This window comes from Rufibacter latericius (assembly GCF_003721515.1).
GTDB lineage: Bacteria > Bacteroidota > Bacteroidia > Cytophagales > Hymenobacteraceae > Nibribacter > Nibribacter latericius.
On record NZ_RJJD01000001.1, the window covers coordinates 50,887 to 76,330 of the forward strand.

At 50.7% G+C, this 25,444-nt stretch carries 19 protein-coding genes; 13 read left to right on the forward strand and 6 right to left on the reverse strand.

Annotated elements, in window-relative coordinates:
• Positions 1–394 precede the first annotated feature (394 nt).
• On the forward strand, positions 395–820 hold the full coding sequence (locus EFB08_RS00220; RefSeq protein ID WP_123124907.1) for a hypothetical protein: 426 nt from the start codon (positions 395–397) through the stop codon (positions 818–820).
• Positions 821–1,383: 563 nt separating this feature from the next.
• Here the strand turns inward: EFB08_RS00220 and EFB08_RS00225 are convergent.
• Positions 1,384–2,397 (reverse strand): PorP/SprF family type IX secretion system membrane protein, encoded by a 1,014-nt coding sequence (locus tag EFB08_RS00225; protein ID WP_123124908.1) that lies wholly within the window; start codon positions 2,395–2,397, stop codon positions 1,384–1,386.
• The gene (locus EFB08_RS00230) at positions 2,394–4,445 is read right to left on the reverse strand and encodes a lectin-like domain-containing protein (protein ID WP_123124909.1); all 2,052 of its coding nucleotides are present in this window, start codon (positions 4,443–4,445) and stop codon (positions 2,394–2,396) included. Before EFB08_RS00230 ends, EFB08_RS00225 begins: the two co-directional genes overlap by 4 nt.
• Before the next feature lie 838 nt (positions 4,446–5,283).
• Between EFB08_RS00230 and EFB08_RS00235 the strand changes: the two genes are divergently transcribed.
• Complete coding sequence (locus EFB08_RS00235) at positions 5,284–5,622, forward strand: Rieske (2Fe-2S) protein (RefSeq protein WP_123124910.1); 339 nt, start codon at positions 5,284–5,286, stop codon at positions 5,620–5,622.
• A gap of 100 nt (positions 5,623–5,722) precedes the next feature.
• Here the strand turns inward: EFB08_RS00235 and EFB08_RS00240 are convergent, their stop codons facing one another.
• Both EFB08_RS00240 and EFB08_RS00245 read right to left on the reverse strand, forming a co-directional pair.
• On the reverse strand, positions 5,723–7,180 hold the full coding sequence (locus EFB08_RS00240; protein WP_165864759.1) for a PQQ-dependent sugar dehydrogenase: 1,458 nt from the start codon (positions 7,178–7,180) through the stop codon (positions 5,723–5,725).
• A gap of 160 nt (positions 7,181–7,340) precedes the next feature.
• On the reverse strand, positions 7,341–9,881 hold the full coding sequence (locus EFB08_RS00245) for a M14 family metallopeptidase (RefSeq protein WP_123124911.1): 2,541 nt from the start codon (positions 9,879–9,881) through the stop codon (positions 7,341–7,343).
• A gap of 386 nt (positions 9,882–10,267) precedes the next feature.
• Here EFB08_RS00245 and EFB08_RS00250 point away from each other — a divergent pair, with 386 nt between their 5' ends.
• From EFB08_RS00250 to EFB08_RS00285, 8 genes are all read left to right on the forward strand, one after another.
• Positions 10,268–11,074 (forward strand): hypothetical protein, encoded by an 807-nt coding sequence (locus tag EFB08_RS00250; protein WP_123124912.1) that lies wholly within the window; start codon positions 10,268–10,270, stop codon positions 11,072–11,074.
• Positions 11,075–11,346: 272 nt separating this feature from the next.
• On the forward strand, positions 11,347–13,221 hold the full coding sequence (locus EFB08_RS00255; protein WP_123124913.1) for a CocE/NonD family hydrolase: 1,875 nt from the start codon (positions 11,347–11,349) through the stop codon (positions 13,219–13,221).
• Between the two features lie 421 nt (positions 13,222–13,642).
• Positions 13,643–14,380, forward strand: a complete 738-nt coding sequence (locus tag EFB08_RS00260; protein WP_123124914.1) for a hypothetical protein — start codon at positions 13,643–13,645, stop codon at positions 14,378–14,380.
• 388 nt (positions 14,381–14,768) lie between these two features.
• The gene (locus tag EFB08_RS00265) at positions 14,769–15,269 is read left to right on the forward strand and encodes a hypothetical protein (protein WP_125077610.1); all 501 of its coding nucleotides are present in this window, start codon (positions 14,769–14,771) and stop codon (positions 15,267–15,269) included.
• A 95-nt stretch (positions 15,270–15,364) separates the two neighbouring features.
• Positions 15,365–16,288 (forward strand): hypothetical protein, encoded by a 924-nt coding sequence (locus EFB08_RS00270; RefSeq protein ID WP_123124916.1) that lies wholly within the window; start codon positions 15,365–15,367, stop codon positions 16,286–16,288.
• Between the two features lie 17 nt (positions 16,289–16,305).
• Positions 16,306–16,980: a response regulator transcription factor gene (locus tag EFB08_RS00275; RefSeq protein ID WP_123124917.1), complete on the forward strand. Its 675-nt coding sequence runs from the start codon at positions 16,306–16,308 to the stop codon at positions 16,978–16,980.
• A gap of 244 nt (positions 16,981–17,224) precedes the next feature.
• Positions 17,225–18,544 carry a sensor histidine kinase gene (locus tag EFB08_RS00280; protein ID WP_123124918.1) on the forward strand — a complete coding sequence of 440 codons (1,320 nt, stop codon included), beginning with the start codon at positions 17,225–17,227 and terminating at the stop codon, positions 18,542–18,544.
• A gap of 111 nt (positions 18,545–18,655) precedes the next feature.
• On the forward strand, positions 18,656–19,519 hold the full coding sequence (locus EFB08_RS00285; protein ID WP_123124919.1) for an NAD(P)-dependent oxidoreductase: 864 nt from the start codon (positions 18,656–18,658) through the stop codon (positions 19,517–19,519).
• Between the two features lie 51 nt (positions 19,520–19,570).
• Here the strand turns inward: EFB08_RS00285 and EFB08_RS00290 are convergent, their stop codons facing one another.
• A complete protein-coding gene (locus EFB08_RS00290) occupies positions 19,571–20,839 on the reverse strand; it encodes an aspartyl protease family protein (protein WP_165864760.1) in 1,269 nt (422 codons plus the stop codon).
• A gap of 395 nt (positions 20,840–21,234) precedes the next feature.
• On the opposite strand from EFB08_RS00290, the gene EFB08_RS00295 reads away from it, so the two are divergent.
• The 3 genes from EFB08_RS00295 to EFB08_RS00305 all read left to right on the forward strand — a co-directional run bounded on the left by EFB08_RS00295 (position 21,235) and on the right by EFB08_RS00305 (position 23,787).
• Entirely contained in the window at positions 21,235–21,732 is a 498-nt protein-coding gene (locus EFB08_RS00295; RefSeq protein WP_125077611.1) for a hypothetical protein, read from the forward strand.
• A gap of 31 nt (positions 21,733–21,763) precedes the next feature.
• The gene (locus EFB08_RS00300) at positions 21,764–22,186 is read left to right on the forward strand and encodes a DUF2721 domain-containing protein (RefSeq protein ID WP_123124922.1); all 423 of its coding nucleotides are present in this window, start codon (positions 21,764–21,766) and stop codon (positions 22,184–22,186) included.
• Between the two features lie 368 nt (positions 22,187–22,554).
• Positions 22,555–23,787 carry an S-adenosylmethionine:tRNA ribosyltransferase-isomerase gene (locus EFB08_RS00305; protein WP_123124923.1) on the forward strand — a complete coding sequence of 411 codons (1,233 nt, stop codon included), beginning with the start codon at positions 22,555–22,557 and terminating at the stop codon, positions 23,785–23,787.
• Positions 23,788–23,907: 120 nt separating this feature from the next.
• Here EFB08_RS00305 and EFB08_RS00310 read toward each other — a convergent pair whose 3' ends face one another.
• Positions 23,908–25,431 (reverse strand): RagB/SusD family nutrient uptake outer membrane protein, encoded by a 1,524-nt coding sequence (locus EFB08_RS00310; protein ID WP_123124924.1) that lies wholly within the window; start codon positions 25,429–25,431, stop codon positions 23,908–23,910.
• Positions 25,432–25,444 lie beyond the last annotated feature (13 nt).

Below are 25,444 nucleotides of genomic sequence, written 5' to 3' on the forward strand. Positions count from 1 at the left end.
TTTTTGCCTCTCTCAGGAGGGCAGACAGGAAAGGTTCAGCAAGTGAATATCCGGTTTCGGGTGGGTAAATTCTCCTCTTGTTCCAAAATGACCTACCCTCCCTTAGGGTAAGATGCCTTATCCCTGTCTTTAAATCAGTGGTTTGGAAGCGAAATCTGTTTTAAACCGGCGTTCAGGAAAAGAGTCAAAAATATCTTGTCTTCTTCATCCTCAAAAAAGTCAGTCTCAGTTTCGCTTTCTTCGGCTTCATCCTCATTTTAAGCCTTTTAACAAACCATTAACATACAAGTAAGCAACGTTTTACTCAAATTTGTATCTATATAATCAAAGGGACTACCCCAAAAGGGGTCAAAACTTTCTAAAAAAGTTTAAAAATTTTAACCATAAAAACATTATGAAAACTAAATTAACCTCCGCTTTCTTTTCAGTTTGTTTCCTGTTCGCCATGGTTCCTGCCTTCGCCGGTACCACTCCTGCCAACGGACCAACTACCCGCTCTACCAAGGTCTTCAAACACGTTTTGAAAACCGATCACATCCGGATCCTTTCCCTGGAACTGAAGCCCGGTGAGTACCTGGATTTCCATGCCTCGCCAGAGCAGGAAGCGTACGCCGCCACTGACGGAACCCTGCGCATGGTGACCTCAGGTTGTGAGGAGAAAATTGTAAATGTTAAAGCTGGCGACCGGTTATTTGTTGACCTTGCTCAATTCAAGAACTGGAACGTGGGTGATAAAACCTTTAAAATATTGCTCCTAGAGCAACCTAGAGAGGTTGTGGAAAAAAAATCAAACTTTTCTTTATACTCACTTAAACCTTAATGTATTAGGTCCGTTAAAACCTATACATTCACACTCTATTTCAGCTTAAAAGTAGTCTTGTTCTATCCGCATGCGCTCTGGTGATAGACTACTTTTAAGCACTTTTCTCAAAAACGCCTGCAAAGCCACCCTATCTGGAGTGGCTTTTTCTATTATACAGAAATGGGACTATCCCATTACTATCTACTAATCGGTTTCAGGCCAGCTTTATCCGGTTCACTCCTCCTTTTTCAGGTTTCAGATAGGAAAAAGCCTGCTTCCTCTACTTTCGATTGCCGCCGGGGCAAAGGCGTTGCATATTTGTATCACCAATCAGGACGAAAACCCCTGCAAAGCTTCAGGTTGAATAGTTTTCCTGGTTCTGGTTGGTCCGCTGGCTAAGGCTGGCTTTCAATTGAATTTAGGTTTTGTTTGTTAGTTTGGTGTAAGGGGCCCGGTTTTTCCGGGCTTTTTCATTTCTAGCTTATTCCAAACCACTCGAAATTGTTCCACTTCCCAATTTTTATCAAGGACCCTACCGGAAGTGCCTGTAAAGCTCCCCTGCTTTTAACCAATCAGAGAGTTTACCACAAATTACTCGGGCTAGTGGGTTGCCGATGGTTTAGTAACCGGATTCCCAGCAACAGTTCATGGCTTCCGGCACTGGCCCTGCTTACCGCCGCTGTCCCGAAATCATGCGAATAACTTACTTCGAACAAGGAGTTGAGCGTTAGACCGGCCATTCCGGAAAAACTCTCCCCTTGTCGGTAAGACCCTCCCAACCAGAATCGGTTATCATAGCTCGCTTTGACATTTAAGTCCAGTGACACGGGTAAAGGCTGTACCCATTTAATCAAAACGGAAGGTACCAAGGCTACCTCTGGCGTTAGGTTCAGTTTATAGGCTCCGGTTACAAAATAATGCGGCAGAGTTTTCGAATTTTCCTGGCTGTATAATTCTTTCCCCAGGAGTTGGTAAGCAGATGCCCCCACATAAAATTTTTGGGAATACAACCACAAGCCCACCGAGAAGTTGGGGGTAAAGGAAGAACGCCCCGTATTTACCAGATCTGCAGGATCAGCGAAGGTAACCTGATTTGACCTAAACGACTGCCGCAAGAACCCCACCGATGCCCCGCCAGAAAGCTTCAGCTCCTTTGTAAGCCACAAATGGTAGGCATACGTGGCGTTGACCTCCGTCTGGACAAAAGGCCCGATTCGGTCATAGAGCACACAGCCTCCAACTCCGTGGTGAGGCTTGTGTTTCCGGTAGTTTCCGTATTGTTCCGGTGATGGGGCAAAGTCACCTTGTTTTGCATCTGCGGTTTTGGAGATGGAGGAAGGATGGTTCAGGCCAAGCTTGGAATGACCAGACAGATAAAACGTAAGGGGCGCTCCTTCTATTCCTGCCCACTGGGTTCGGCTGCTGAGTTTAAGATCCAGGTAATCCTCAATGCCGGTGAGGGCGGGGTTCAGCAGGTAGTTGTTCAGCATGTACTGCGTATGCTGGGGGCGTTGCTGCGCTTTTGCCAGGAAAGGAAGCCAGAAAAAGAAACAGCAGAAAAGCACTTTTTGAAACAAGAGTCGGTTCCTTTTCATCTCACAATGCTAACGGCGCCGGTAAGGGTACGTCCCTTTTCCAGGTTGATGTGATAGAAATAAGTACCAACAGGAAGTGGCTTGCCTTTTTGGGTTCCGTTCCAGTTGTTGCCATAGCCCTTCGTTTCAAAAACGCTTCCTCCCCATCGGTCAAAAATCCGGAGGGTGGCGTCTGGGTAACTGGTGATGTTCGTGATTTCCCAAACTTCGTTGGTGCCATCGCCATTGGGTGAAAACGCCGTGGGAATAACCAGGTTCTTAGTGACGGTGATGGTGACCGAGGCCCGGTTTTCACATCCTTGATCATCTTTCGCGGTAACGGTGTAGGTGGTGGTTTCCCTGGGCTGCGCCTTTGGTGCGGGACTGGAGGCGTCACTCAACCCTAAAGCTGGCTCCCACCTAAACGAAACCCCTCCGGTGGCATGTAACTGGGTACTTTGCCCAAGGTTGATGGTGACATCTGCTCCGGCCTGGACCATAGGCAATGGCTTGATAATGACCTCGACTGGGACTCTAGGGCTTTCACAGCCGTTTTGGACAACCGAGGCATAAAACGTAGTAGAACCAGATACCTCTGGGGTATTGAAAGTGGAACTTGTTGCGCTGGCAATAGGAATGGTAGCAGAAGGTGAATCGTACCAGCGGTAAGCATCGGCGGTGGAACTGGAGGCTTGCAGGGTCACGCTGCCGGGCCCGCATCGGGTAGCACTGGTAACTGCTGGGGCAAGGGGTAATTCCCTGACGGAGACGGCTACCTGATTTGACGATAATTTGGTGCCACAGGCATTGAACACCTCAACGGAATACATCCCTTTTTCCTTTACCTCCAGAATATTGGTGGTGACCAAGCCTCCCGTTGGTTGGCCATCTTTCCGCCATTGGTACAGGTAATTCTCTCCCGAGGTCACCGTCAATTGAAGCTTGTCTCCGGCACAAATTTCCAACGCGGCATTGGCCTTCAGTTCAGGAGGAGGCATTACCGGGCAAGACACTTGCATGGTCACCGACGCCGTGGCGCATTTGGAATAACACTGCCCCGAGGCGTTCTCACAAACCTCATAGACAAACGTATCTGTCCCCGAAAAGCCACGGTTGGCGGTATAAACGATCTGGTTGTTTGACACGATAGCGGTTCCATTCTTGGGTGCCGTCATGACCTTGGTTAACCCAATGGGTTCCTGCTTGGTATGGGAGTCATTTTCTAAAACCGGCAAGGAAACAGGTTTCAGGGGTTCTGCCTTTCCCACATCATCCTGGGCTACCGGTTTGCTTTCGGGGTCAATGATGCAAATGGTCTGTTCGTTCTGCAGCCCTCCCGTGGAACCAGTAAAACCGTAATATACCTCCTTACTCCCGCTGAACACCGTCTGTATCAGGTCATCACGGTGGCTGAACCGCTGCTTGCCGTCAAAGAAAAGCTGTAGTTCCTTGGTGGCGGGGTTCCAGGTGATTTTATAGGTATGGCACTGGTTGTTCTCCACATCTACGTTATCGGGATCAAGCCGCACGGGCAGAACCTTTGGCCTGTCCATAATGCCATTATATATCACCGCCGTGTGGTCTTCCGGGATATCATGGTACAGGACTCCATTATCATAGGTGTCAAACTCTATGGCTACCGAGGGGCTGATGGATTGTCTATTGGCATTATCAAACTCATCAACCCCGAACCCCAAACCGGAACCGGAGTTACCTCGGGCCTCAAATCCTCTTGGATCATTATGGAAAAGGAACGCGATGCCGTCTGCCCCGCTTTGGTCTTTGGAACCCAGGAAGATGATAAAGGAAACCTCAAAGGGCTTGGTAAGGTCTATTTTGTCTTTCCACCAGATGGTCCCGAAACGGGCGGGCTGGTCGGGGGTGATGCGGTAACAAGTTGTAGAGGCAGGAGCGGAATCTCCCCTTGTGACGAATTGACTGTAGCCGGGCAAAGAAGAAAGCAGGGAAAACAAAAGCCACACAACCTGGCGAGGAATAAGCCATTGATTTTTAGCTGTTTTTAAGTTTCGGGCCCCAAAGAACTGCTTCGTGGAGTAGAGTACATTCATAGGCCTGAGGCGTGAGAATCTTGATTTAGGGAATTGATTCTAAAAAGGAAGGTACTCTGTAAAACAGGCCGAAGTAAGCTTAAGGAAAAACTTCCTTCATTCTGACCCGGATAAAGTAACAAAAAATTCCAGAACAATCCATCAACCAACCTCGGCGGAATTCTTGCTTCGGATGAATCCGAAAAAGGAGGTACAGGAAGCAAAAATCGGAAACTCGCCAAAGCTCTCCATGAAACTGAATTTGAATCTGATTTGCGGGCGATTTCAGGAGGTAGAAATCCGGTTTGGCTCCTTTCAGAAGGATTCAGTAAGGATGGCTTTTGCTTGGTTCAAAATCTAAGAACTGAAAAGAATTCTGAGCTTTTTGGAAGGTGAAAAGCCATTTTCTTCCTTTTGGCTCCTGAATAATGGAATTTTAAACCTGAAAGCAACTGAATTTTCTGCCTCTTCAAGCCAAAAAGGGAAATTCCGTCCTCCGGTTTCATGGCCTGTTTTACCCGGTTCACGCCTGGGTTTTCCAGTTCACTCCGGGTTTGTCGGGGTTCAGTCAGGAAAAAGGCCGGTTCCTCTCATTTCGGTTGGCTACGGGGGCAAAGCACTGCATATTTGTAACACTAAACGAGACCACAGCCCCTGATTCCCTCTCAGCCGGCTGCTTTCCCCGGACTCGGTTAGTCTTCAATAGGTTTAAAGTTTTGTTTGTTAGTTTGGTGTAAGGGGCCCGGTTTTTCCGGGCTTTTTCATTTCCGGCCCATTCCAAAACCTTCCACCCGATTTAAGGGCATTTTCCTAAAACCAGCCGCCAAACAGGTTCTCCTATTCCTCCGTACGCATTCGTATGCAATGGATCAAACTCTTTGAAAGCGAAGCCGAGGCTAAATCACAAGTCCCCGTTTCCAAGTCAAAAGCGGTAATGGCCGCCGGAAAGGAAATCTGCATCGCCCACACGGCTGCCGGGCTTTTCGCGGTTACTAACGAGTGCCCACACCTGGGCGATGCCCTTAGCCGCGGCACCGTCAACTACCTGAACGAGATTATCTGCCCCTGGCACAGCTACCGCTTCCACCTGATTTCGGGCGAGGAATGCAAAGGCCGCACCCGCCCGCTGGAACGTTACCCATTAGAAGTGCGGGAAGACGGGGTGTATGTGCAGATGCCTGAAAACCCTTCACAATAGCATTTGCTACCTAAGCTACCAATAGAGGTTGTTTTCCCTGCTTTTTCCCTAAACCAAGCATGAAACAGCTTCGCTCCTTTTTGAAGAAACTACCTTCAGCTTATTCACTGGTGGGCACCAGCCGGTAAATGACTCCCGGATTCTCCACCGCCAGGTACACATAGCCATCGGGGCTCAGCCGAACGTCGCGCACCCGCCCGATGTCCTGCAGCAGGCGTTCTTCTTTCACTACTTTATTACCGTCTAGCTCCAGACGGCTCAGGAACTTGTAACTCAGGGAACCCACCAGCAAATCACCCTGCCAGGCTTTGTAGCGATCTCCGGTCACGAAAGCCATACCCGATGGGGCGATGGAGGGCACCCAGATCTTGATGGGATCGGTGATGCCGGGTTTCTGCTTCAGATCCGAGATCTTAGAGCCGTTGTAGTCAATGCCATGAGTAACATCGGCCCAGCCGTAGTTGGCGCCCTTCTTCATGATGTTTACCTCGTCACCGCCTTTGGGCCCGTGTTCATGCGTCCACAACTCACCGGTGGTAGGATTCAACGCCATTCCCTGCGGATTTCGGTTCCCGTAGGTGAAGATAGATTTCATGGCTCCCGCCCGGTTCACAAAGGGATTATCGGCGGGGATGGTCCCGTCTTCTTTGATGCGGTGGATTTTACCGGCATGCACGTTCAGGTTCTGCGGATTTTCCCTGGTGCCGCCGCGGTCTCCCATGGAGAAGTACAGGTACCCGTCTCGGCCGAACTCCATCCGGCTACCGTAGTGGTGGCGGGTTCTGGCGTAAGGTTGGGCCTCAAAGATCTGCTTCTGGTTGGTAAGGGCATTTCCCTCCAGTTGAGCCCGCATGATGGCAGTGGTGGAAAGCGTTTGCCCTCCCTCCTTTTTGAAAGCGGAATAAGAAAGGAAAATAGTGTTGTTCTGGGCGAAATTGGGGTGCAATATCACATCTAACAGACCACCCTGGCCTTGGTCCAGGACCTCGGGGGAGCCAGTAATCTTCTGCAGTTCTTGTCCTTTGGTAAAGCGGTAGAGGGTTCCGCCCCGTTCGGTGATCAGCATGTCGCCGTTAGGTAAGAATGCCATGGCCCAGGGCACATCCAGGCCGGTGACCACTTTCTCCAGCTCAAAGTTGAGTTTCTCTGAGCGGTAAACCTGCGCGTTGCCCTTGCTCTCAGATTTCCCTTTCTGCGCCACAATTCCTTCGCGGATGAAGCTAGCCAATTGCGTGATTTCCTGGTCAGTGAAGGTGGTGGCATAGGCGGGCATTCCCTGGTCTGGGTACCCGTGCTTGATGCCTTTGAACAGCGCCTCCTGCGAATCGCCGTGCTGCCATTTTCGGTTGACAAATGTTTCCAGAGACCGCCCGTGGCAGCCCCCGCAATAGTTGGTGTAGTTGCTTCGGGCCTTGGAAAGGTCATCGCCCGAGAGGGCTTGTTCCCCAGAGGCAGCGAGGCCCATCTGGTTTGAATTAGACGAATTCTGTTTAGAGCAACCGGCCAGGCCAGCCAGGCTTACCAGCAAAACGAAAGCACGTAGAGAGGAAAGGCGCATAAGGTAAAGCTTTAGTAGAACTTCTATACGTAAAACGAGAACTACGAACGAAATATACATCCTTTTGCATTTAATGGCCACTTCCGGAAAAAAGGCCCCAAAACAGAAACACCCGCTTGCGGCGGGCGTTTCTGTTTCAACAAGCGGGTGTTCTAAAGGATTATTGTCCTACCAAAAAGACAGCGTTCCCAAACATCAGTTTCCCGCCTTGCCAGAAGGCTCTGAACAAAGGATTGTCAATCATGTACACTACCAGGCCGCGGCCCAGATCCTGCACGCCCAGCACCAGGCCGTTCTGCAGATTGGTTCCCGCTTTAGAGCCTACGAAACCGGTAGCCGGCGCTTCTTTCTTCACCACTCCCACGTTCCAGCCGTCTTTCAGGAACTGCGGAAGGGTATTGGTTCTGATAAGGGCCGGATATGTGGAACTGTAGCCAAACGCCAACGGATGGGTATTGTCCAGGTTGATCCGGAAGACGCTGCCCTGCACTTCCTCTGAGATGGATTCACGCTCGCGGTTGGCGTACTTTTTCAGATCATCGGTAGTAGCGGCTTTTTTGGCGTTGGTGGTATCTGCTACTTTTTTCTTCACCGCGAAGTCTGGTTTATCAGCTAAGAAAGTGACAGCGCTTTCCATGGCAATCAGTTTACCGCCCGCGCGTACCCAGTCTTTCACTTTGGCCAGGCTTTTCTCTTCCAGGATGCGGCCGTAAGAACCGGTGGGCAGAATAATCACGTCGAACTCATGCAGCGGAACGTTGGCGAAATAGTCGCCACCCAATACTGTCACCGGGTACCCGATTTGCTGCTCAAAGTAATGCCAGATCTCCCCGAAACCGTAGGGAGACACGCCTTCGCCGGTCAATAAAGCCACTTTAGGCGCTTTCACGTACCGGATACTGCGCGACCCGAAATCTGACCCCGAGGTCACGAAGCCGGTGGTAGTAGAAGCCAGTTTAATGCCCAACGAATCCGCTGCGCGAGTCACGATCTGGTCAAACTTAGCGCCCAGCCCTTCGTTGCCGGTGCGGGTGATGATGAGCGTACCGGGTGCGTATTTCTCGTTGTTCTGCTCAAAAGGAACCTCTGAATAGCGCACGCGCACCTTTGATTTCAGCAACGAAGCCAGGAATTTCAGGTCCTGAACTCCGTTCCAGCGAGCCAGGTAAGCGTAGGTAGCCGGGGCGGCGGTATTGGTCACGGCAGCGGCTGGTTTGGCCTCGTTCATGGCAATTCGGCCGGTAAACGCCGCACCTTTCAGGCCGTAGGCGTAGGGCAGAGACCAAGCAGTGATGTCATAAGTCACCGAGTCCTCCAATCGGGCCGATGGTTCCAGCAACACGTTCAGCAAGGTAGATTTGGGTTGGTAGGCACTGATCACCAGGTCGCCGCTTTCGTATTTCATGGATTCTGTTTTCCCGGTCTGGTAGTTGAAGCCTTTGCTGCTTCCCCCTGCCTTGGCGTAGCCGTAACGAATCTGCTGACGGTCAAGGTAATCGGTGAGTTCTTTGATGCGGCCTTCCTCGCCTTTCACCTTGAACACGTAGCTGCGGTACTGGCCAAACGGCTTTGACTGGGCATCAGAGTAGAACTTCCTGAATTCCTTGATCACCTGGTCTGATTTGTCTGAGATGGCTTCTACGGTGGCCAAACTAGCGGCATGGTGGTGCGCGATGCGCTGGCTCAAGGTAAGGCTGTCTCCGTCAGCTTTCTGGATGACCACCCCGGCCCGGCCCGATCCGCCCTGCTCATACGTCATGGCAATGGCTCCCTGGTAGGTAGGCCAGGTATCTCCGTAGCTGGGGTAAAACAGGTCAAAGCTTTCGCGGGTGAAGTACAACCAGTTGTTTTTGTCAAAGTACTTGCGGTTGTAGTCGCCAATGATTCCCTGGAACTCACGCTGCCACGGCGTGATGGCATCATGGTAGGGCTTCGCCGATGGTGCGAAATAATAGGGGTTGTCTACGGCCTGCTCGTGGAAATCGGCGTGCAGTTGGGGCATCCATTGGCTGTACACCACGGCACGCTGTTTGGATTCAATCTGCGTCTGCCAGGCCCAGTCGCGGTTCAGGTCAAAGTAGTAGTGGTTGGGACGTCCGCCCGGCCACGGCTCCTGGTGCTCCCAGGCCCACGGCGAAGCATTGGGCGTCTGGTTGCGGGCCCGGTTGTACCATTGGGTATAGCGCTCGCGGCCATCGGGGTTCACGCAGGGGTCAATCATCACCACGGTGTTCTCCAGCCATTTCTGCGTTTGGGCGTTTTTGGGGTCCAGAAGGTCATACAGCACCTGCAACACGGCCTCAGAAGAGACAGACTCATTGCCGTGGATGTTGTAACTGAGCCACACAATGGCCGGCTGCTTCCCGCCCGAAGGCTGACCGCTCACCAACCCGGTGTTTTTAAGGTTATTGGTTCTGATTTCCTCTAGGCGCTGCATGTTAGCCGGCGAAGAAATAGTGGCAAGCAACAAGGGTCGTTTCTCATAGGTGTGACCGTAGGTCTGCACCTGCATTTTGGTGGGATTCTGGGTAGCCAGGTAGCGCACATAATCTACCAGGCGGGCGTGATACGTGAATTGTTCTCCTAACCGATACCCTAAAAACTGCTCAGGGGTTTGCAGGGTGGTTTGGGCATGCCCTACTGACATCCCGTACAAAAGCATGGCCCAGACCAGGGCATACTTCAAGTAAATCTTCAACATAAAAGTTTGGCTTGAGTAGGCTTAACGCGGATGTTAAGCGATCTCCAAAGGTGAAAAAAAATGCCGAAACATTAAGGGTATTCCAGTGCGTTTCAGCAGCCTTTTTGCGAAAACAGCCTCAAATCTTCTTTCCGTCTACCCTAAAATCATTGAACCAATTTTCCCTGGGTTGAAGAAGGCAGACTCTCCCCTACAACCCATCACCCTCACAAGTACCCTTTCCTGACTTCCCCAGAAAAAATATCCCCAAAGAGAATAGAACCTAAAAAATATTTCCAGAGGATTAGGGGAAAACAGTACTGCCCCTGTCTATAGGTTTGAAAGGCAGAAAAGCGCTATGCCTTCCAACTAAACCTGTACTAATTCTAACCAAATTCCATCGCACAATGAAATTCTCAAAATTACCTGCCCTCTTCTTTCTGCTTTCCCTTTTTGTATTAGGCTCCTGCTCTGAGGATGATGATTCTGACCCTACTCCTACCCCTTCTGATTGCAGAGTCACTAAAATCACCGGCACTGACGGAACTTCTACCTTTACCTACGCCAACGGCCGTATTTCCTCCTTCACCGATGAAGATTTAGGCGAAATCACAGTTTCCTACGCCTCCAACGGAAGACCAACCGCGCTGCAATTCCCTGACGGTAACATTGAGTATGTGTACGAAGATGACAACACCGGCCAATTGCCAGATGGCATGATGTTGGTGTCTGATGAAATTAGTGAGGAAGCTGGGGTAGATGGCGCCGGCATGCTGATCACGTACGACTACAACTCGGCCAAAAAAGTGATTGCCGCCAATAGGTTTGTAGTTATCCCGGCAGAAGACGGGGGCGAACCTCAGGTGATTCCCTTGGGCACCGCTAAATTTGACTATGACAGCAAAGGCAACGTGATCGCCGAGAAAGAATACCTCCCCAACGCCATCGCGCCTTCCTCCACCATCACCTATACCTATGACGATAAGAAAAACATGGCGGCTTCTTTCCAGGCCCTGCTAACCGGAATGTTCATCGCTCCGCCAAGCACCAACAACATTCTCACCGCCGACGCTAAAACCGGAGACACCGTAGACCCCGAAGCTTCCTATACCAATACCTACGAGTATAACTCCAGCGGATATCCTACCAAGATCACCAATAAAACCAAAGAAGGCACTACCACTGTCTCCAATGTGGAGTACCAATGCGAATAGGGTTTCCATCACGATTTTCTAAAGCAAAAGGCCTGGAATACCAGGCCTTTTTTTATGCCCAATTTTCAGAAAACACGAAGAAACCTAAAGCACCTACTGTAAAGGTAAAAATGGAATATCAGCGCTTTTTCCTTTCATAAACCAACTACCTGCGTGCTTCTTGCTTTGACGCTCTTTTCTGGAAACAGGCCCCGAAACTAAGGTTGCCTGCTGCCGCTGAATTCTCTAATTTCCCGCTCCGTAATTCACCTAGCAAACAAACACCCTTCTTTATGAAACCAACCCTCTGGCAATGGCTTTTGCTGGTCCTGCTGTGGCCCTCGTTTGCCGCTTCTGCCCAAACGCTCTCAGATTCGGCCTACATTCGGGAAAACTACACCAAAACAGAACACCAGGTGGCCATGCGCGACGGTACCAAACTGTTCACCGTGGTGTATGCACCTAAAGACAAAAGCCAGAAGTACCCCATTATGCTCAACCGCACGCCGTATTCGGTAGCACCGTACGGAGCAGATAAGTATAAAACCAGCGTAGGGCCTTCTTCAGACATGCTGCGCGAAGGCTACATTTTCGCGTATCAGGATGTGCGCGGCAAGTACATGAGCGAAGGCGAATTCATCAACATGAAACCCATCCTTGCCAAGAAGGGGAAAAAGGAGGTAGACGAAAGCACTGATTCGTATGACGCCATTGCCTGGCTGGTGAAGAACGTGCCCAACAACAACGGCCGCGTGGGCCAGTGGGGCATCTCGTACCCCGGTTACTACACCACCGTGGGCTTGCTCAGCAACCACCCCGCCCTGAAAGCCGCCTCTCCGCAAGCCCCGGTCACCGATTGGTTCTGGGACGATTTCCACCACCACGGTGCGTTCTTCTTGCCGCACGCCTTCAACTTCCTGGCTAGTTTTGGGCAGCCGCGTCCGCAGCCCTCTCCTACCGGCGCCCCGCGTTTTGACCACGGTACTCCAGATGGCTATGACTTTTTTATGCGGATGGGTGCCTTACCGAACGCTAACAGTCAATACCTGAAAAACCAGGTCTCTTTCTGGAACGACATCATGCAGCACCCTAACTATGACGCATTCTGGCAAGCCATGAACATTAGGCCGCATTTGAAGAACATCAAACCCGCCGTGATGGTGGTAGGCGGTTGGTTCGATGCCGAAAACCTTTTCGGGGCACTGGAAACCTACAAGACCATTGAGAAGAACAACCCGGGCACGTACAACACTATTGTGATGGGACCTTGGTTTCATGGCGGCTGGGCCCGATCAACCGGGGAAAACCTGGGCAAAGTTTCTTTTAGACAAAACACCTCTGAGTTCTACCGGCCTAACATCGAAGCCAAGTTCTTCCGCCATTACCTGAAGGAGAATGGCAAAGGCAAGCCAGAACTGCCCGAGGCGTACATGTTCAACACGGGCGCCAACCAGTGGCGTGAGTTTGCGGCCTGGCCACCAAAAAACACGCAGGAACGGATGTTGTACTTCGGGCAGAACGGAAAACTCAGCTTTGAGAAACCCGCCGCCAGCGGCACCGGCTTTGACGAGTTCATCAGTGACCCAAGCAAACCGGTTCCTTTTTCTGAGGAAACCACCACCGGCATGACCCGCGAGTACATGACCGATGACCAGCGTTTCGCCAGCCGCCGCCCCGATGTGCTCACCTACCAAACCGATGTACTCACCGAAGACCTCACCCTGGCCGGAGAAATCCTCTCAGCGCTCAACATCTCCACCACCGGTACTGATGCCGATTGGGTGGTGAAACTCATTGACGTATACCCAGACACGGCCCGCCAGAATGCCCACAACCCGGCCTCGGTGAAGATGGGCGGGTACCAGCAGATGGTGCGAAGCGAGGTGCTTAGGGGCCGTTTTAGAAACAGCTACGAGAAACCAGAGCCGTTCACGCCCAACCAGGTGACAGCCGTGAACGTGCCCTTGCAAGACGTGCTGCACACCTTTAAGAAAGGGCATCGCATCATGGTGCAGGTGCAGAGCACATGGTTCCCGTTGGTAGACCGCAATCCGCAGAAGTTTGTGCCTAACATCTACGAAGCCAAAAATGAGGATTTCCAGAAAGCCACGCACCGCGTGTACCACAACCCGCAGCAACCCTCTTACTTAAAAGTGAAGGTGCTGTAGCAGTTTACTTCCTTATTTACTGAAGGCCGCCCTTGTAAAAGAGCGGCCTTTCTGTTTTAGGCCGGTTTTCTAGAAACTAGCCCCAAAAGGCTTTTTCCCTTAAATCATTTCCTTCTTCTCCTTTTTCCTTTGATTCCATTCCTTTTGAGAGCCTCGCACGAGAATGGAAAGGCACAGAAAGCAGAAGTGTTTCTTCATAAAGGGGCAGTTTTCTTCATGAAGCAGATAAAATCATCCTAAATCCTGAAAAATATCTGGAGTCTATTTAAAGGCCATTTATGCGAAACTAGGCTAAAAACAGGCTTTTCACAGATGCCCGGAAAAATTTCCAAAAAAATTTTAACATGAAGTTCTTTCTTCATCTTCTCTTCATCTTGACAGGATAGTTTTGACGCAGTAATCATTTAAAACGTCTACTGACATGAAAAAACTGACCTTTCTAGCTGCCGCATTTTTACTGGCAGGTACTTCTTTTGCCCAGACGACCTCCTCAACCGGCTCGCAGGACACCAACTCTAAAACTACCCATGGTACCACGGTAAGTACCACCGCCAAAACTACCCTCTCTGCCGATGTGAACGCCGATGTTTCTGGTAAAGGAGAAGCCGTACGTGAGGTAGCCAAAGCGAAAGCAGACAAAGCCAAAGAAAAGAAAGAGAAAACCGATAAAGCTTTACAGGAAGAAATAACCTCTCAGAAAGAGGCGGCCAAAGCCAGAAAAGAAGAACTCAGAGCCCAGAAAGAAGAAGCCAAAGCCCAAAAGGAAGCCACTCTTGATGCCGCTGCGCAAACCAAGGCAGACCTGAAAGCGAAAACCCAAACCGAAGAAACCTTAGACGCCGCTTCCCACACCGAAGTGAAAGTAAAAAGCAACGCTGAACTCAAGTCGGTCAGAAAAGACCAGGAAAACCACGGAGAAGCGGTTAGTACCCTGACCCGGGAGACCCTAGCTACCGGAAAAGAAAAAGGCGAACTGGTGAAAACTGCTGCCTCTGAGAAACGCCAACGGGCTGGCAGAGTGTCTGCTACCACCGGAACAGCCGCCAAAGTCAATGCCTCCACCAGCGCTCGCCGCACAAAAGTAACCACCGGCCTTTCTACCAAAGGAGTAAAACCGGTGAAAGTGAATGCCGCCGCCAATCTGAAAGTAGGCAAGTAATTACCCAATCCAATTCTACCTCCGGTGTCTCTGCTTAAGTGGAGGCACCGGAATTTTTCCTCCACCAACACACAAAACACTGTAACACTATGAAACTATTCATCAGCATTTGCTTTGTATTCAATTGGGTTCTGGCATCCTCGGCTCCGGCCTACGGCAGCGCTTCCCGTGGTTTTCAGTACCAACCTTTTGTCCGTTCTATTAAGTAACCCCAAAGAGACCTTAATAGCACGGCTGTTTCTGGTCTCTTTTTTGTAAAACACCCCTTAAACCACGGAACCACCAGAGAGCTACATGAAAAAATTGAACAGAAATTGAAATATTCACCTTCTCTTCATCTTTCCATATTAGCTTTGAAGTATCATTATCCGGAATGCGCTTTATCTATATGAAAATAAACTTCTTACTAGCCTTGGCTACCCTTTGCACCGCCTCGATATTTGCCCTGCCGGTTGTGGCCCAGGACTTAAATACTGGCGTAACAAGCGAATTCATCCAAAAAGAAGCGCCCGTTGCCGCGGCTACAGTAAAAACGGACTTAGCCGCTAACCTGGTTTCTGAGGAGGCTTTATCCCAACCAATGCCTTCCGAAACCGGAGACTTTCAGGGGCAGGACAAACCCCGCCAAACCAGAAAAGGTGACAAACAGGAAGTAAAAGAGGTAGCCACGGCCAAACGCCAGCAAAAACCCCGGAAAGTCTCTGAAGACGCTGGGCAAGTCACCAGGGGTGGTTTTGCGGGCCGTCCGCAGAGTGCTGCCCGTCCGGGACGAGGGGCAGCCGGTAGCGCCGCCAAAGTGACCGGAAAGGTTACCAAGACAGTAAAAGCTGCCAAACCCGTGAAAGTGGGTGGCGTGGGAGTTGGCCGCATCAAAGTAGGTAAAAACTAAGAACGCCTGCCTTTCCCTAAATTGTCCTTTTTACAGAAGCAGTAACCGCTGTTGTTTGCCCAGTTGCTTCTGCCACTACCAAACCATCCACTCAGATGAAAACTATCCTTGGATTCTGTTTCCTGCTTTGTTTCGCTTTAAACCCGTCGGTCTTTGCGGAGGCCAATACCACCATTATTCCTGAAATGAGCTCAAGTCCAGCCCAGGACACCGCCTCAAAGAAAGGCTGGTGGACGGTTGGGCTGGAAACGGCCAACAACGCCTCTTTTTTCGGGCGGAATACGGCCACGCAGTACCCTTATGTAGCGGCCTCGCTAACCTATACCCACACCTCGGGACTTTTTATTTCGGCGATGTCTTACCAATTGTTCAACACTGAGGACTTCATTGACGAGACCGATGTCTCGGCGGGGTTTAGTTTCCAGGTGGGGGAACGGTTCGATGGGCTGGTTAGTTACTCGCGGTTCTTTTTCGGCCCGAATACGCCTTTGGTGAAATCGGTGACGTCTAACGCTGTGACCGCCTCCGGTACTCTGGATTGGAAATACCTCCTGACGGGGCTTACCACCAGTTACATCTTTGGGGGCAGCAGCGACCTTTTTACCGTGCTGGACAACTCCCGCTACCTTCCGTTGCAGCAGTTTTGGAAAGGCAAGAACCTGGTGGGCATAGACCCTAAATTCAGCATCATAGCCGGTACCCAGGAATTCGCCCAGACCCATACCGTGGTAACCCAGAACAAGAAAAAAGGCTTGGGAACCGTTCTTGACCCCTTGAACCCCAACGGAAACGGAAAAGGGAACGGGAATGGCAAAGGGGGTACCACCACCACAACTACCACCAGTACCAGCAAGCGCTTCAGGGTACTCAATTACTCCCTTACCGTTCCGGTGGTGTTTAGCCTGATGAACGTGGACATTGAGCCCGCGTACCGGTTTGCCCTCCCGGTCAACCGCCTGGAGGGCGATGAATCCAAGGCGCAATCCTTCTTTTCCTTAAACCTGAGCTATACTTTTTAACCGCTACCAAACCACCTATGCACATCCTGATTGTAGAGGACGAAACCAGTCTGGCTACCGAGCTGATGCACTTCCTGGCCCAGGAACATTATATCTGTGATTGGGCTTCCAACGGGCGCGAGGCCTCTGAGAAGATAGCCGTGAACCGGTATGACTTCATTCTCCTGGACCTGGGCCTCCCCGACTATGACGGCCTGGACCTGCTCAAAGAAATAAAAGACATCGACCATGATCCGGCCATTATCATTTTAACCGCTCGCGGGGCCCTGGAAGACCGTATCAAGGGATTGGGCCTGGGGGCCGATGATTACCTGCCTAAACCCTTCTCTTTGCTGGAACTGCAGGCCCGCATGCAGGCGGTGCTGCGGCGCAAATTCAAGCTGAAATCCTCGTCGGTGACGTTCCATGGGTTTGAGATAGACAGCAGTTCGCGTCGGGTGACATTTGGCTCCCACGAGATTGTGCTCACCAAAAAGGAGTTCGATATTCTGCATTACCTCCTGCTGCACAAAAACCGCATCTTAACGCGGCTGCAACTCACCGAGCATATCTGGGGCAATATTCTGGAAGACGATTATGACTCCAACTACATAGATGTGCATATCAAGAACCTCCGCAAAAAGCTATCAGGGCATGCCACCACAGACTGGCTGGAAACCGTGCGCGGGGTAGGCTATCGGTTAACTGTTTAATGTGCTAATTAATATAATATGTGATGGGCAATTTTTTAATCTGGGAGTTTTTAGAGGAAAGGGTTCGGATATGGGTGGCCGGTCGTTTCTAGCTTTTTTAGCCAAAACGGCCTAGAAACAATTTTCGAAATTCTTCCTTCTGGCCAAAGGGTAAAAGAACTTACATCTGCCTATTGATTTCAAACTCTTCACCTTCCCAAATCCATTAACACTTAGCTCAACAAATAATCAGCACCTTACCTGAATGCGCCTTCAGTCAAAATTAGCCCTTTTCAGTGCAGCCTCTAAAGTCATTATCCTGCTTCTGCTGGTGGTGGGCCTTCCTATGCTCGTTAACAAGGTGGCTTTGCTCAACGCCGATCAGCGGCTCCTGCAGAAGGAGGAGAAAATGTACCAGATTATTGAGGAACAAGGCATAGAAACGTTTATCACCGGCGAAACCGGTGATGCTTACGGGAGCTACAACCTGTTTCGGGAGGAATTCATTTCGCTGGAGGAAATCTCGTCAGGGAAGGTGGTGAACAGCATTGAGAACAGCCTGCGCAAGGTGGATAACGAGATTGTGAACTACCGGGTGCTATCTTCCACCTTTGATCTGGGCGGTAAAAGGTACCTGCTGGAGATTGGGCGCTCCCTGGCTACCATCCATAACAACAGCAAAACCCTGCAAACTTACGCGCTCTATTTCCTGGCCGCCGTGGTGCTGCTCACCGTCTTCACCGACCTAGCTTTCAGCAAGGTTCTGCTGCGCCCGCTCACGCTCATCATCAAACGCCTACAGCGGGTAGAGCACCCCAGCGCCTTTACCCCTAAAACCCTGGCCACCTCCACCGATGACTTCCTGTACCTCAATAACACCATCAACGCCATGATGGGGCAGATTCAGGAGGCTTTCCAGAAAGAGAAAGAGTTTATAGGCAACGTGTCGCATGAGTTGCTCACGCCGGTTTCTATTCTGCAGACCCGCCTGGAGAACCTCCTCTCTGACCCGGAAACGCCCGAAAGCATGCTGGAGAAGCTGGTAGACAACCTCCGGACACTGCACCGGCTGAAGAACATTATCCAGGCACTGCTATTGATTTCCCGCATCGAGAACGAACAGTACTTGCGCAACGAAGCCGTAGACATTCCGCACCTGGCCCAGGAAGTAGCCCAGGAAATAGAAGAACGCGCCGAGGCCCGGGAAGTAACGTTGAACACAGATTTGGCAGGCGAATACACCTTATCCAAAGCGAACCAGTCGCTGCTGTTCACCATGCTGTTCAACGTAGTCAACAACGCCATCAAGTACAACAAACCCGAAGGAAGCATCTGCCTGAAAGGCCAACCGAAGAACAAGGGTTACGAGCTTTCTATCATAGACACCGGCGTGGGCATCAACGAGGAACAGTTACCGCACATCTTCAGCCGGTTCAAACGCCTGCATGCCCCTGACGGCGAAAGCCACGGCCTGGGCCTTACCATCGTGAAAACCATCGCTACCTTCCACGGAATAGAGTTATCGGTTTCGTCTGTTCCGGGCCAAGGCACCACGTTTACTTTCAATTTCCCCGAAGAAGCCTAAGGTCTGTTTTTAAGTCGTTTTCCAGAAAATAGCCCCGAAACCGAGATTCAGCTTACCCCTTGCGCGCGGGCTGCGTAAATCCTTACTTTCGTGCATTCCAAACAGAAAAACATGAACGTAGGATTTATAGGCTTAGGCATCATGGGCAGCCGCATGGCCGCCAACCTGCAGAAAGCAGGCCATACCCTGGTAGTATACAACCGCACCCCCGAGAAAGCAGCGGAGTTAGTCTCCAACGGTGCTATTCTGGCCCAATCTCCCGAGGAAGTGGGAAAACAATGCCGCGTGGTGTTTACCATGCTGGCCACCCCGGAATCGGTGGAAGAGGCGGCTTTGGGCCAACACGGATTCTTGAAAGAACTGCCCGGAAACTCTCTCTGGATTGATTCCAGCACGGTGAACCCTTCCTTTAGTCTCCGGATGGCGCAAACCGCGCTCAAGATGGGACATCGGTTCCTGGATGCCCCAGTCTCCGGCTCCCTGAAGCCCGCCGAAACGGGCCAACTGGTGTTTTTGATAGGCGGCGAAGCCAATGATGTGGAAGAAGTATGCCCCCTTCTGGACACCATGGGGAAAGCGGTGCTGCACATTGGCGCCCACGGACAAGGTTCCAGCATGAAAATGGTGAACAACATGCTTTTCGGGCAGATGATGGCGGCGTTTGCTGAGGCTTTGCGCCTGGGTACGTCACTGGGCATTACCGAGGAAGTCCTTTGCCAGACCTTGCTGAACGGCCCAGGCGGAGCGCCTTTTCTTAAACTGAAAGAAAACAAACTGCTTACCCGTGATTTCTCCGCCGAATTTCCTCTGGAGTGGATGCACAAAGACCTGCACCTGGCCGGGGTAACCGCTTATGAACAAGGTATAGCTTTGCCAACCCTCCACACCGTGAAAGAGCTCTTCGCGCAAGCCAAACAGGCCGGCCTTAGCCAGGAAGACTTCTCAGCGGTGTACCAGTTCGTAAACCCTAAGTAACCTTGTTTCGGTTTAGGGCCTGTTTTTCTGAAAGTAGGCCCTAAACCGAAATCAGATCAAATCCTGCAGGTGGAGGGTGGTGTTGAATGATTTGTACTGTCGGCTCACTTTCAGTTGCAGGCGACGTTTAGGATAGGTCTGGAACATCTCCAGGATCTCCCCCAGAGATTTATCTATGCAGTCAATACCGTTGATACTGAGAATGGCATCTCCGGCCTCCAGACCGGCGCGTTGGGCGGGCGAGTTAGGAATCACCTGGGCCACGGTGTAAAAATTGAAGCCCGGGATAGGACTCAGCAGTTCCAGGCCGCTCAGGTTGTAATAGAAAGGTGTCTTGAATTTCCGGTTGGGTTGCAGCAGCATGCGGGAGTTATTATAGTCAAAAACCACCTTGAAGCGCAGCAGCACATCGGCGCCCAGGTTGCCGTTGCGGTTGTTGAGCCCCAAAGCATGCCGGATAGACATGGAATCAGGGAAACAGGCCGGTGGGCGGTTCAAGGTAAATTCCCCCAATTGCAGGGCCTCCAGGCGGGCAATCTCGCCGTGGATGTCGCCGTTCAGCCCTCGACCCAGGTAAGCCTCAATCTTTTTATCCGGAACCTTAGCCTCCGGCAAGGTGGGCGGGTACAGAAGCATAGACGAACTCATACCACTGTCCACAATCAGCCGCAGCGGGTATTGCTTACCGTCTGGGAAATTGGCCATCACGTTCACGTAGGGCTTGGAGGCTTCAATCTCCAGCGGCACGATGGAGCTTTTATCTATTTTCTTCTGGGGGTAAGTGCCGGGCTTGTATAGGGTCATGACCTTGTTTTCATAGTCAATCTCCACCACAAAGTCTTTGAACAGCGGGTACCCGATGATGCCGTGCACTTCCATGCCCAACCGCGAGGAAAGGTTGAAGATGTTCTGCTCCAGCATGAGCACCTTTTGATTATTGGATTCAACCCCCGAGAAACTGATGCTGTTGCCCGATGACAACATGGCTTGGATTCCATCGCCGCTTCCCAAGCCCCGCAGGAAAAGCTTCTCCACGTTGTTCAGGGTGATGGTGTCAAACTGCCCAATCTCCATGAGCAGGGTTCGGTCTACCCCCGTGTCCACCACAAAATTCAGCGGATTGGAGTTGTTTATTCTAATGGGGATGATGATGAGGTTGTGTACCAACGTAAAGGGAATGCGGGCCCTTTTGCGGTTAAACTTAAACTTGAGTCCATCGTCCTCCAGGGACACAGTTTGCCCCCAGAGAAACAAAGGGGACATTACCATGGTGCATAAAAGCATCAGGATCATGAAACCCTGGGATAAAGTTTTCTGCAAAGGGATACCCATACGTGGTTTCTTCAGTCTGAGTAAGTTAAGCAAATTAATCAGGAAAGTAAACCCCCTAAAAGGCAACCGGTTTCTACAAATTATTATACTTGTGAAAGCCTTAAAAAGTGTTGCGCCCCAGCCTTTTTTTTCTTGGTTCAGGGCAGAAGAAGTGAATTTCCCGGCCTTGGGTTACCGGTGAGGAGCTTTCTTCCGTACTACCTTTATTCAATTTGAGGCTGGGCTTGGCTCCGGCGGATTAAAGAGCAGGATTGTTTACGGCCTGCTTTTCAGAAAATAGGCGGTAAACGCATTGGTTCTTTTCCTAACTTGCCATCGGGTTCTCAGGGGGTTTTCCCATGAAGAACCAGGCACCTTATTTTGATTTTCCTTTTTTACACCTCATGAGCGATTCTCTTTACCAACAATTATTGGAGCAGGTATTTGGCCCCGAACCCACTTCCCTGAAGACCGAAATCTCTCCTTTGTATACTGAACTGGAAAAAGCCCTGAAGGAGGCTCGCCCCGGCCGGAAAAGCCAGGAAGAAGTGAGTTTCCGGTTCGAGCGCCTGCGCCTGGGATTAGGTATTTCATTGCTCCAACTACTCACTGATCTGGGCGGCGACGAGGAAAGTGCCCAGGTACGCGATCTGCTGCAGGAGGCGCTGCAAGCTACCGGGGTGCAAGGCATTGACAAGGTGGTCCAGAACAAAAGCCACCTCTTTGAGGAACTGTACACAGACCTGTTCGTGAACGCCGACGCCGAGCACATTTTAGCTTTGTTTGAGGAAACCCTTAACGCTTCCTCCAAAGAGGAAACCGATGAGCTCATTGCCAGTGCCCTGGAGATCGCCGAAGACCTGGAGTTCCAGGACAATGACGACGACACTCCGGAAGAGTAGCCAGTCCAGTCCTTCCGCTTAGAACCCATCCATGGAAATCACGCTCACGACTCCTGCCCTGCTGTTCCCGGCGCTCTCGTTGCTGCTGCTGGCGTTCACCAACCGGTTTATGTCCTTAGCGAAACTCATCCGGGACCTGAAGCACGTCTACAAGGCAAACCACAGCCATTTGGTGTACGGCCAGATCCAGAACCTCAGAACCCGCCTCATCCTCATCCGGAACATGCAGGCCTTTGGCATCGCCAGCATGTTCTCCTGCGTGCTGTGCATGTTCATGATTTACGCCGGCTGGCAAACCGCCGGTAAAATCGTCTTTGGCATCAGTCTGGTTTTACTCATGCTTTCCATGGCCCTTTCCTTGTGGGAAATCCAGATCTCGGTAAAAGCCCTGGAACTGGAACTCAGCGACCTGGAACATGACGAGGAAATCGCCCCACTTGACACTCCCTCCTAACCCGTTCCCGCTTTCGGACTAAATTCTTGAAAACAGGCTCAAAATAGGTTTTTTATCTTTCCTACGGATTTTCTAAACCTGCTTTGTTGCCTCTCTCCTATTAGGCGATCATTCGCTTACCATCAAAGACAAAACATCCCGCAGTATCCTTCAGGCCTGAGGGTGTTCCAGTAAAGGGTTATCCTGGTTTCTGGCCCGTAGAAAAGAAGCAACCCGAGCTATGAGTAGCTGGAAAGGTGCCTGAAAATCCAGCACTTGGTTACTGCCATTAACTTCCGCAAAACCTTGCTGTACTGTATGAAATTGCATTTTAATTATTGATGCTGGGCTCTGCTTTATACCTTTGTTTTTTATTGTGATTGACTTACATGCCTACTAATCATCCGAGACAACTTTCCATTACGGACTTTACCTATACCTTACCCGAGGAAAGTATTGCTCAATACCCTCTGGAGAACCGGGACCAATCTAAGCTCCTGCTTTACAAGAAAGGCCGCATCTCAGATGGCCAGTTCAGGGACCTGCCTGCCGCCTTACCCGCCAATTCGCTTCTGGTTTTCAATGACACCAAAGTAGTGCAGGCTCGCTTGCGGTTCCAGAAATCTACAGGCGGCATGATTGAGTTGTTCTGCTTGGAGCCCCTGGAACCCGTGCGCGAAGTACAACAAGCCATGCAGCAGACCTACTCGGTGGTTTGGAAATGCCTGGTGGGAAACAACAAACGCTGGCGCGATGGCCGACTGGAGATGCCCTTAGGGCCTTACCCTTCTGATGGTTCGCTCTGGGCCGAGCGCCTGGCTCCTGCCGAGGAAGGATTTGCCATCCATTTCACCTGGTCGCCGGGCCACAGGACTTTTGCCGAAATCCTGGAGTTGGCCGGCCTGCTCCCGTTGCCTCCTTACATGAACCGCGAGGTTGCGGAAGAAGACCAGGACAGGTACCAGACCGTGTACGCCTCTGAGGCGGGTGCCGTAGCTGCTCCTACCGCCGGCTTGCACTTCACCCCCGAGGTCCTGACCCAGATAGAGGAGAGAGGCCATCAGCAGGGTTTCGTGACCCTGCACGTGGGGGCAGGCACTTTTAAGCCCGTGAAGGCGGAACTAATGGAATACCACTACATGCACGGCGAACAACTCTCCGTGAGTCGTCAGTTGATAGAACGGTTGCTGTACCATGGTCCCCATCCCGTGATAGCCGTTGGCACTACTTCCATGCGTACCCTGGAGAGCCTGTACTGGATTGGCACTGGTCTGTCTCTGGGAATTCTTCCGGGCGAAGGAGAAGAGATTCAGGTTCCCCAATGGTTTCCGTATGAGGTACGGTCCAATCTATCGGTACAAGAGGCCTTGGAAGCCCTGCTCTACCACTTGGACAGCCACAAGTTACCGCACCTGCACGCCACTACCCGAATCCTTATTGCCCCGGGTTACCAGTTCAAAATCTGCACCGGCTTGGTCACGAACTTCCACCAGCCCCAAAGCACCCTCCTGCTGTTGGTTTCTGCCTTGATTGGGCCTTCCTGGCAGAAGGTTTATAAACATGCCCTTGCCAACGGCTACCGCTTCCTTAGTTACGGAGACAGTTCTCTGCTGCTGCCGTAAAAAGCTTAAATTGATATGGCAGCAAAGCTGGTACTTGCACCAGAAGAAGCACCTGCAGACAAAAGAAAAAGCACCTGAGGATTCAGGTGCTTTTTCTTTTAGGCTAACCAAAGACTAATGTTAATACCCTTCGGTTTGTTGACCTCTAATATTTTCGTTGGCATCAATTTCAACCTGTGGTATTGGCCAAGTCCATTCACGGGCGTTAGGATCTAGCTGTTCTGCAGTAAAGTTCAACGTTACGTCTTCACGATCAATCACGCGGTTGGTTCTTTTTAAATCGAACCAACGGTGGCCTTCTCCTACTAACTCTCTTCTACGCTCGTCTTCAATGGCATCCAATAGGTTCTGGCCGGCCAAAACAACAGGAACATAATTATTGATGCGGGCCGCACGTAAGGTGTTCAGATCAGCTAAGCCCAAAACTGCTTTGGCTCCGCCCTGCATGGCTCTTGCCTCTGCCCTGATCAAGTACATTTCACCTGTTCTTAAGGCTTTCCAGTTAAGCTGGTTGTCATACCGGGTGCCATTCGTACGAACTATTTTGTACAGAATTCTTCTGGTAATCAAAACTGGAGGGTTCGCATTGGTATATACCAAAGGAGTACCCGGGTATATAGTCCTGGCAGGAGTTACATTTTGAGATTGTCTTGTAGCAAAATAGACCGGGAAACGAATGTCATTTTCGGCATCGTAGAGATCCAATAATTCCTGAGACGGCCTGAAACGGTTTCGGTTAGAAGATGCAGCATGAATGCCGCTTCCAAAATCACCCTGTCCTGCACTGAAGGTGACAGACCAGATAACCTCTGCTAAAGATGCATCTGACCAAACCCCTGGAAACTCAGTTTTTGAGGCTAAGGGTTTGGCATCAATCACCAACGTGGCATAATTCTCTGCGGCGGCATACTCTTTCGCATATAAATTCATGCGTGCCATAAGCGCTCTCACCACCAGTAAATCTATGTACCCCCGGTTAGTGGCTGCATTAATGCTTGGAACATCAATATCGCTTAGGGCAGCTTCAGCCGCGGTCATGTCCTGGAAAATCTTATCATAGGTTTCCTTTACAGATAAACGCGCAGGTAATTCTTCAGGGCTGAATTCAGTTTTGTAAGGAACGCCTTTTGCGGCCGAATTACGCTCATAGCTTTCTCCCCAATACCGTAATAAATCAAAATGGGCCATTGCTCTAATAGCAAGTGCTTGCCCTTTGATTCTGTTTACTCTTTTGGGTTCTGAAGCCCCAATCTGATCTATGTTAGTTAAGACCAGATTAGCCTGGTTGATTACACCATAGGCAGCAGTCCAGGCAATTTCAATATCACTGTCATCTGACGCATAGAAATAGTTTACCTGATTAGTCCAGTTCCCTAAGTCTTCTCCGGTTTGAACCAGGTTATCGGTCATCATGTCTGGCAAAACAGACCAGGAACCCGTGGTTTGGCCACCACTTCCAAAATATCCGGTTTGTCTGAAAAGAGAATAGGCACCGGTTAAGGCGTATTCATATTCCTCCAGGTTTTTGAAGATTTGGGAACGTTCTTTTTGAAATTCAGGGTCTACATCAATGATGTCTTCGCAAGCTGTAAACACCATGGCACAGCTTAAACTTAAGCCTATGAAGAATTTATTTATTTTCATTTTGATAGTTCTT